Genomic DNA, 8,842 nt, shown 5'->3' with positions numbered 1-8,842 from the left:
TTTTATCTGTATAGCTCTCAGAAGTCGCTATACTAAAATTGACTATTTCTGCTCCAGAATTCATTGTTTTGCTTTCGGGATTGGCACCAAGGCGCCCGATTAACGTCACTTTATTTAGCATATTTGTAGCCCCATTAGATTAGCAATTTATACATGAAAAATCTTAGCATAATTTGCATATTTATACAATTATTTCAGTTTATTAATAACAGTTTTTTAAGTATTACATTATAATATTGTTTGACAAATTATTTATCAAAAAACCATGTCACACAAATGGCATGGCTTTCTTATTTCTTCTTTTAACTTTTTAATAAATATCCTTTCATTAAGAGTCTGTATCAAACTTTTTTGTTCGATTTATTGTTGACTATCGAACCTTTTTGTGCGATATTCATTTTATGAAAAAAGGGGGAGGCTAAATGAAACGGAAGCACTGCTTAGAGAATTACGTAAAGAAGCCAGAAAAAGAGGCATTCATTACAGTGAAGCTCCTGATGCAGGCAAAGGGTCACATTATTTGGTAACTTTTGGAGACAAGACAACCGTTATAAAATCTGGTGAATTGACCCCACTTTACGTGAAAATAATAAAAAAGCAGTTGGGGGTATGAGTTACTCTCTCAACGGCTTTAATTTTTCGTTTCAAAAACATTTTGATCATAGTGAGGAGACCTAAACATGGAATATACGTATCAAGCAAAACTGGAATCTGATCCGGATGGTGGTTTTATTGTGATTTTTCCAGATGTACCAGAAGCAATAACAGCTGGAGAAAATAGAGCAGAGGCATTAGAGAATGCTGTTGAAGCTTTAGGGTTAGCATTACGGAGCTATCCTATGCGTGGTTTGCCTTTACCAATGCGACAACAGTATAAAGACCTTGTAGAGGTTACGGTAGATGCGTGGAATGCTCTTAAGCTCGCAGTGGTAGAAGCCTTTAATGAAGCGAATATCACAAAAACAGAATTGGCACATCGTTTGGGTAAAAAAGAAACAGAAGCAAGACGCATTCTTGATCCAAATTATCCAACTAAGCTTCAAACACTAGAGCAAGCACTGAGTGTTCTTGGCAAGCAAGTCGTTATTACAATCAAAAATGCGGCTTAACTTCCTCCCCACTTTTAAAATGGGGAGTTATGTTTTTAAATCTAAGCAGCTTTTACGACAGATCTTGCTAGAACCTGTTTTGCTTCTTTAATAAGGGCTTTGTATTTTCTGTTCTCTTCATCTACTCTGAAGGCATCAAGAAGACGCATATGAATAGGACCTAAAAGATATAAAACTTTTTCGCCAGCGTTCATACCTTCCCAATAACTTGGCAAATCAAAGCGCGTATCATTATCATAATCAACAGCTTGGTTTTTTAGTTTCTTTTCACACTCAATAAAGTAACGACGAGCTTGTCTGCCTTTCTCATTGCGTTCAACCATGGAAAGCTCTTTTGCCATGTCTAGAGTGAGGTGATATTCGATACTTGGACGACCACCTTTAGGTTTCGGTAAATTTTTACCGAAACTCATAACACCTTGATTTTCTTGAGAGGCATTAGGTTTTACTCTTTTTTGAGTAAAACTCACAAAGTCCTGATTTTCTTGAAAAGAATATTCTTCAACCCGTCGTGAAATTCAATCGTTGAAGCGTATATTAACTTCTAAAAACGTATGCAACTCGCGTGCATTGACAGTTTGAACTGTTTCTTTTCCAATAGTTTGTTCTGTAATTTTAATAAGAGTGTTCATGATGAATTCCTTGTTACTTAATATGTTTTCATTGACATTCTAAAAGAGTGCCGGGTGCTGAAAACACGGTAACAAGTCCGTCGTTACGCTTTCCCCATGAAGGTATTGTATAGCATAACTACACCCGACAAGATCGTTATATGCTACAGCATATAACGAGTCAAAATCTTTAATGTCTAGAAGATTAGTTATTTCGGCAACTAATCCGCTTGTTATCAAGGTGTTTTCAGGCACCTAATTCGATTATTCATATTGCTGTAATAATGTCAAGCGGCTTCCGATAATTTTTTGATCTCTTTATTGATCTCATCTATAAGAGGTTCGTAATTCAGAATGCTTTTCGGAATAGCACCACCGTAAACCCATGCTTTCACCTGCGCTTTGGTACTAAAATCCGCATTTTCTGGTGTGGTATAATACTGGCCGCCATCAAACTTTTCACACTCTCTTGTGCCGTCTTCATATTCGTAGAGGTTGTAAAAATACTCCTCTGCTCCGTCCCCCCAAGGAACATAACCAACAGCTGTTGCAATAAACTCTTTTTGCATTGGTTGTTTACGCTTTTTTAAGAACAGGTCTTTTAATATTCTCATGTTTTTAGTCCATAATTTTACCAATTGGTCTATTTACCTAAAATTTGACCGTACAGAGCGTTTTATATTACAGAGATATGGTTTTTCATCGTAAAATCTTTAAATCGCTTTGTACGGTACCTTTTTGTCGATTTAAATGCACGTCTAATCGTAAAATGATCAGCACTTTTCACTAGTTTGCTGTGAACCAAAGCGTTTCATTATCCCACCAATGCCATTTAAAGTCTCTTCAAGCTCTTGCTTGTGAACAAGCGTTAGTGGTCTAAAATGCTCTTTCGCTGTTTTTTCTTTGAGTGTTTTCTCACGTGTGTTTTCAATTGCTCTACGTACAGTTTCGGCTTTTGAAAGAAGGGTATTTTCTAGTGTCTGGCAATAAGTTAAAAGCTCTCCACAAGTTGGCATAAATGTTTTTGATATCCCAATTGCTTGACCAGTTACGATATCTTCGACGCCTTTTTTCAGAGCATATGCTGAAATCCGTTCCAGCATCATGCTATAGGATAGAACAACGGCTTTGGAATCTGTGTTCGCAGGGACTCTCATGCTTGAGAGTAGGAAAGAAGCTTGCTCAATTTGCTTAACTGAAGCTTTCACAGAGAGCAACGCTTGTAGAAGATTGCAAGCATCTAAGGTTTGCTCTTCCTCCTGTTTCGTCAATGTATTCCCAGCTTTCAGCGTCAATGGATACCCCGGACTGATCATTTCCATAATCTTCTCCAGATGAGAGATGATCTCTGAGTTCGTTGAAGCCTTCTGCAAGCTGTTCTGTGAAAGTTTTCTGAGTGAATTTTCCATGATAACCACCTAACCGTTTTTCCTGTTCTAATCTTGCTTTTTTCTTTGCTAGCGTTCCGATAGGGCTTGTGACCCAATTGTACCAAGTCCTTTGCCAATCTCGTTTGTTTGCATTTTTACCTGGGTTTGCTATCCAGTAATTTGTGAACCGTTCGGTTTCTAACAGCGCCTCATCATGCGTTAATCCTTGATCGATTGCGTATTGCAAATTAGGTTTGAAATCCTCTGGCAATCGACAACCGCGATTAGCTTGCGCTCGTTTTGCTTTTTTGGGAACGTTCTCTTGCTCGTGAATGGAAGGTTGGTTGTCTGATGAGGTTTCGATTTGCTCTGATGTGATCTCAACAGCAGCAACCTCTGTTGGCTCGTCAACCAAATCGATTGTTTCTAAATCTTCAGAACCAATTTCTTTTTTTGCTAAAACGATAGTTTTAGTTTTTTTATTATAACTGTTAATGTTAGTGTTATTGTTATTGTTTATGTTATATATATATAGGCATCATTAAGCATGTCGTAAGCATCATGCTTAGCATCCTTAAGCATACTGTTAGCATCATGCTTAATAACTTTAGCATCGTTAAGCATGGCTTTAGCATTGTTTTTATCAGTATTTTCAATGGCTTTAGCATCATCACAAGCATCATTTGTATGTTTATCCCATCTTGCCTGCGCTGCTTTCTTTGCTCTCTCTGATAACTTCTTTGACCGAGATGTCTTCGATACTTTATCTAAGCTTTCATTAGAGTTATTGAGTTCTTCTTCAACTTTTAAACTCCATAAACACCCATCGTCTAAACGTTCGATATGACCCGTGCTTATTAAAACTTCTAACGCTTTCATAAACATTTTTACTGAACAACCAGTGTAATTAGCCCAGACCTTTGTGTTATTTAAAAGCGGCTCTCCAGTGTAAAGCATTTGCAAACGCAATTTTATATAAACATTGCATTCAATGGGAGATAAACAAGCAAGATCAAGAATCCACCTATCTGCAAACAGCCTCGTCCACGGTAATTTACTGGACATATATACCCCCTTCTTTCATTAAATATAAAATTGCCAAAGCATCTGCTTCGTTGTCGTCACAAGGCGCGTGACCTTTTGCACGCATTGCCTTAATCATTTCTTCTTTTGACGCATTCCCTTTGCCTGTCATTGCTTTCTTAATGGTACCAACGGGAATGCCTTCATACGGTATCTGATGATGTTCACACCACGCCGTTAATGTTGCTAGAAAGCCCCCATAAATATGAGAAGCGTCTGTACCCACATGCCGGCGGACCTCTTCAAAATACACTGCATCAATTTCATCAACAGACCTCTTTAGTTCAGTAAGCCATTTCTTAAAGCGCAAGTAACGCATGCCACCGCCTTCAAAACGGCGTGATTGAAAATGTTCTGTATCACTTGTGATAAAACCATCTGCATCACGAAGCGCCCAGCCTGTCTTAGTCCCTAGATCAAGGCAAAGAATTGTATGAGACATCTAAATCACCAGTACCTACTTCTCATTAATCTTGTGCTTTAAACTCTCAATCTCAGCATCTAATTCCTTAAGAATTTTCTTCTTTTTTATGACGGGTTGAGCAGAAGTATACACTATGTAAATAGGCGCAACTAAAAGTATAAAAACCATCATTGCAATAAAAAACACTGCATTTATTGATATGAATAAGTAGAGTACTAATTCACCTAGATTCATGTTCCCACCCCATTCTTGAAGATATGCATTTTCAAATCGTGTAAAATTTTATGTTTTTTCGAAATGATCTCACGGAGTTTATCGTTCTTTTTGTCTAATATTTCCGAGACAACAAAGGAGATTATAAGTAAATCAAAGATCACAAATGCAATACCCAAAGCTATCGCTGTCACACTCATCTTTTTTCCCTCACTTTCTTTTCTTCTTATGAGGCGGCGTTTTTACTGCACCTTCACGCTGCTTAAGCTCTTGTCTTAGTCTTTCAATTTCCTCGTCACGTGATTGAACATCTGCTTTTAGTGCCATCACTACTTCACTTACATCTCTGAATGCCTTTTCATGTTCTTCAGTCCTTTGTTGTAGTTCTTTTATCGCTCTATCGCGTTCTTTAATTGCAATATTCAGATCACTAGTTCTCTTTGCCACGTCCTTTGAAGATGCACTTCTTGACCACGCGTATTCTTCATCAAGAGTTTTTATGCTGCTTTTTAAAGTCAAGACCTGCTCTTTAAGAACTTTGACTTTGTTGCGATAATAAAATACAACACGCAACATCGCTCCGCATACAAGCAAAGCTCCCAAAACTACCAAGCCCGCTATTAAAATCTCATTCGAACTCATTCTGATCTCTATTCTTTGCTTTTAGGGCGGTCATCTCGGCCAATCCGTTTTGCCTCGCATTCCATTAAAAAAAGAATGCAACAAGCCGCATGTGCCAAGTGTGATAAATTACTCTCGCCATCCTTATTCTCTCCACCAAACCATGCTAATAAATGACGTAAAGAAGCTCCATACAAACGGCTCCAATTCATGCCATGACGCCAATTGCTTGCACCGTATTTGTTTTCTCCAAGCTCTAAAACTCTACCGATTTCAATCAGTGTCAACGGTGGAATAAGATCAACACGCGGTTTACCAATGTCATTCTTATGTGCTTTAAAAACCATGATTATCCCCCCCTTAAGGCTCTACGTATTTATATGTTTGCTATGACAGAGCGTTTAGTCATAAATTAAAAAAAATGAACTTACTCAATTCAAAAATACACTGCATGCCTCATCTCGTTACATTTAATGTTTGGACCGATTGTGTTTTTCAAAAATTTTTTGAGAGTTTTCTTTGAAATATTTTGTGTCGCCATGCATCTTTATGGACAATTCTGGTCCTAAAGAATTTTTGGCTATTAAATGGTTGTTTTCATCAAAAGAAAAATTCCAATCAGAATTATTAAAAACGATTGTACAGCCTTCTGGAAAACCTATTTCCTGTATTAAATCTTTCAAAATATAAAAAGTATAATATGATTTTTGCAAAACATTTACATAGCTTTGCTCTTTTTTACGATATAAATAAAAAACTTTACGATAGGCCCACAAACAAAAAACCGTAATTACATTGGTCGTAAAAAGTATAATAATTGCCGCTAAACCATAATCCATCTTTACTTTCTTTCTTCTTTAAGAGTGTGAATGATGCTGTCGGTGTTTGTTATCAGCTGTAGTAAGTGGCACGCCCACCTCTTCAAGAGAGGGGCGTGGGTATAAATCGACATACCAGTCAACGGGACGAACAATACCATTGGTTGTCTTTTCAATCTTTAAGACAATTTCAGGCTCAGGAAACCGCAAGCCGCGTAAATACCTGTTAATCGTACTCTGTGCTACGCCAACTTGCTTCCCAAATTCGGCTTGAGATAGTTTATTTCGTGTGAGATATGATTTCAATTTTTCCATAATTCAAATAAATACCATAAAAGACTGTTTTAGTCAATAAAAAATACCTTTATGGACTTTGTTAAATAAGCAGTCTTGGTGTAAGGTTTAAAGCATGCATATAATTAAAAAATTGAGGAAAGATTTGGGACTCACACAGGTGAAATTGGCTGAAAAAGCTGGTACCACGCAACCTCAAATAAAACGGCTTGAAAAAGGTGAGCGAAAATTAACCAAAGAGTGGGCGGAAAAGTTAGCACCACATCTTGGTGTAAAGCCGTTTAATCTTCTTTTCCCAGAAAACGAGGAAATACATCCCATATCTAATGCTATTGGAATGATACCGGTGATAGGAAAAGTTGCTGCTAGCTCGTGGATGTCGGTCGAAGATATGGATTTTGGATTTGATGACATAGAATATGTACCCAGCACCTCAAAATACCCAGCTCACTTTCAATTTGCTTTAAAAATCGAGGGCAACTGCCTTAACAAAATTGCTCGTGATGGTGATCAACTTATTTGCGTAGACATAATAAAAGCCGGCATTAATGTGGAACCTAACGATCTCGTGATAGTTGAACGCAGCCGATTCAATGGTCAAATGATTGAGCGTACAGCTAAACGTATACGTCAAACTATTAGTGGATTTGAACTATGGCCTGAAAGTACTGAACCCAATCATCAAGAACCTATCAAAATAAATGGGGCAACTGATGGAGAGGAGATTCGTGTAGTTGGGAAAGTTCTTTGGATTTTAAGAAAACCCTGAAAACAAAGGAGAAGCGGGAATGGGGACAGTAGACGAGAGCTTAAAAATAATAGCTGATAAAGTCAAAAATCATTCAGATACTATGTTAACTGAAGAAGCGGTCAAAACAGCGGTCGTTTTACCATTTCTGCGCGCACTTGGGTATGATATTTTCGATCCACTTGAAGTCATTCCCGAGTTTACTGCTGATGCCGTTGGTAAAAAAGGTGAAAAAGTTGACTATGCTATCCGTATAGACGGTGAGATACGTATTCTTTTTGAGTGCAAACCGATATCTTGCGAATTGAGTTCAAAGCATTTAAGTCAATTATATCGATACTTTAGTGTAACGAATGCTAAATTCGCGATTTTGACAAATGGTCGATTTTTTCATTTTTACACAGATCTTGATGCTGCAAACAAGCTCGATAATAGGCCATTCCTTACTTTTGATGTAATAGAATACAATACTGTGGTACTTACAGAGCTTAAAAAGTTTGAACGCTCAGCATTTAATATTGAAAATATATTGGTGACAGCCGAGCAGCTCAAATATGTATCTGGAATAAAACAAAACATCCAAAAAGAAATAGAAAATCCGTCCGAAGGTTTTGTTCGTGTTGCTTGTGCGGATGTTTATGAAGGGCGCCTGACTGCTAATGTCTTAGAAATGCTCACAGGTGTTACTAAAAATGCGTTTCGCGAAGTAATATCTGATGCGGTAAAAAGTCGGCTTTCTAGCGCTTTACAAACAACAACTGAAACCGACAAGCAAGATAATATTGCTACATCTATTGGTAATGAACATGCCATAATAACGACCGAAGAGGAAGTTGAAGGCTTCATGATTGTCAAGGCAATTGCGCGTGAAGTTATTTCTGCCGACCGTATTGTTATCAGAGATGCAAAGTCGTACTGCGCCATTTTAATTGACAATAATAACAGAAAGCCGTTGGTTCGACTGCACTTTAACAGAAAACATAAGCAACTAGCCCTTTTCGATACTGATATTGATGAAAAAGTCGGTATTGAAACGCTAGATAATATTTATGATTTTGCAGACAGAATAAGAGAAACAGCAAAAAAATATTTATAAGATATTCTAACAACCTATGTATGCCCCGCTGAAGCGGGGTTTTTTTGTTCGTCCGCAGTTTTTATAAAAAAACTACGGCGTTATCTACCCATCGATTGGCTCTGTCTGCACACTGCCCCAATTTTTCCTGCATATAAATTTCAAATACAGCTAACTGATTTATTTTTTTACGGGATACTAGGAAGTATCATGCCTCTACACTGAACGCTACAATACCCAAACCGATTCGTAATAAATATTAAAGTTCATTTATAAAAAACCATTTTAGCATAAAATGACTTGACCATAATAATCCTTTACGGTATACTCCTCTATAACAACATATCACGAAGAAGCAAAAGCCGATCTGGTGTAGATTAAATTACATTAACACGAACAATCGCCAAGAGGCGTTAGGGAGGAAAAATTATGGATAAGCCAATTCTTATAAATTCTGATGAAATCTTATTAGTTGT

General features: G+C 37.4%; 11 protein-coding genes and 2 pseudogenes. 3 read left to right on the top strand and 10 right to left on the bottom strand.

Annotation, left to right across the window (positions count from 1 at the left end; translation table 11 throughout):
- The coding region (locus ACFIMM_RS08195; protein ID WP_375640084.1) for a single-stranded DNA-binding protein at positions 1 to 121 on the bottom strand (121 nt) is incomplete at its 3' end.
- Positions 122 to 680: 559 nt separating this feature from the next.
- Here ACFIMM_RS08195 and ACFIMM_RS08190 point away from each other — a divergent pair.
- A complete protein-coding gene (locus tag ACFIMM_RS08190; RefSeq protein ID WP_375682610.1) occupies positions 681 to 1,109 on the top strand; it encodes a type II toxin-antitoxin system HicB family antitoxin in 429 nt (142 codons plus the stop codon).
- Between the two features lie 41 nt (positions 1,110 to 1,150).
- Here ACFIMM_RS08190 and ACFIMM_RS08185 read toward each other — a convergent pair.
- The 9 genes and pseudogenes from ACFIMM_RS08185 to ACFIMM_RS08145 form a co-directional block, all read right to left on the bottom strand.
- Positions 1,151 to 1,741, bottom strand: a pseudogene (locus ACFIMM_RS08185) (antA/AntB antirepressor family protein).
- A 266-nt stretch (positions 1,742 to 2,007) separates the two neighbouring features.
- Complete coding sequence (locus ACFIMM_RS08180; RefSeq protein WP_375692694.1) at positions 2,008 to 2,334, bottom strand: hypothetical protein; 327 nt, start codon at positions 2,332 to 2,334, stop codon at positions 2,008 to 2,010.
- Positions 2,335 to 2,493: 159 nt separating this feature from the next.
- Positions 2,494 to 2,928 (bottom strand): hypothetical protein, encoded by a 435-nt coding sequence (locus ACFIMM_RS08175; protein ID WP_375682612.1) that lies wholly within the window; start codon positions 2,926 to 2,928, stop codon positions 2,494 to 2,496.
- Positions 2,912 to 4,155, bottom strand: a pseudogene (locus ACFIMM_RS08170) (hypothetical protein). The gene ACFIMM_RS08175 and the pseudogene ACFIMM_RS08170 overlap by 17 nt, the downstream one beginning before the upstream one ends.
- Positions 4,145 to 4,615: a crossover junction endodeoxyribonuclease RuvC gene (locus ACFIMM_RS08165; RefSeq protein WP_375682613.1), complete on the bottom strand. Its 471-nt coding sequence runs from the start codon at positions 4,613 to 4,615 to the stop codon at positions 4,145 to 4,147. The pseudogene ACFIMM_RS08170 and the gene ACFIMM_RS08165 overlap by 11 nt, the downstream one beginning before the upstream one ends.
- 405 nt (positions 4,616 to 5,020) lie before the next feature.
- Positions 5,021 to 5,452, bottom strand: coding sequence for a hypothetical protein (locus ACFIMM_RS08160; RefSeq protein ID WP_375633225.1), 432 nt, complete (start codon positions 5,450 to 5,452; stop codon positions 5,021 to 5,023).
- 8 nt (positions 5,453 to 5,460) lie between these two features.
- The gene (locus tag ACFIMM_RS08155; protein ID WP_375613946.1) at positions 5,461 to 5,778 is read right to left on the bottom strand and encodes a dATP/dGTP diphosphohydrolase domain-containing protein; all 318 of its coding nucleotides are present in this window, start codon (positions 5,776 to 5,778) and stop codon (positions 5,461 to 5,463) included.
- A gap of 123 nt (positions 5,779 to 5,901) precedes the next feature.
- Positions 5,902 to 6,270 carry a hypothetical protein gene (locus tag ACFIMM_RS08150; RefSeq protein ID WP_375613947.1) on the bottom strand — a complete coding sequence of 123 codons (369 nt, stop codon included), beginning with the start codon at positions 6,268 to 6,270 and terminating at the stop codon, positions 5,902 to 5,904.
- Between the two features lie 18 nt (positions 6,271 to 6,288).
- Entirely contained in the window at positions 6,289 to 6,564 is a 276-nt protein-coding gene (locus ACFIMM_RS08145; protein ID WP_375682614.1) for a helix-turn-helix domain-containing protein, read from the bottom strand.
- A 94-nt stretch (positions 6,565 to 6,658) separates the two neighbouring features.
- Between ACFIMM_RS08145 and ACFIMM_RS08140 the strand changes: the two genes are divergently transcribed.
- Together ACFIMM_RS08140 and ACFIMM_RS08135 are read left to right on the top strand one after the other, a co-directional pair.
- Complete coding sequence (locus ACFIMM_RS08140) at positions 6,659 to 7,312, top strand: LexA family transcriptional regulator (protein WP_004856665.1); 654 nt, start codon at positions 6,659 to 6,661, stop codon at positions 7,310 to 7,312.
- A gap of 19 nt (positions 7,313 to 7,331) precedes the next feature.
- Entirely contained in the window at positions 7,332 to 8,387 is a 1,056-nt protein-coding gene (locus tag ACFIMM_RS08135; protein WP_144755027.1) for a type I restriction endonuclease, read from the top strand.
- The last annotated feature ends 455 nt before the right edge of the window (positions 8,388 to 8,842 follow it).

It is taken from the genome of Bartonella sp. AP258QHHD (genome assembly GCF_042196145.1).
Taxonomy (GTDB): domain Bacteria; phylum Pseudomonadota; class Alphaproteobacteria; order Rhizobiales; family Rhizobiaceae; genus Bartonella.
Note: the sequence above shows the minus strand (reverse complement) of the source record. Positions and strands in the feature narration are given on the sequence as shown.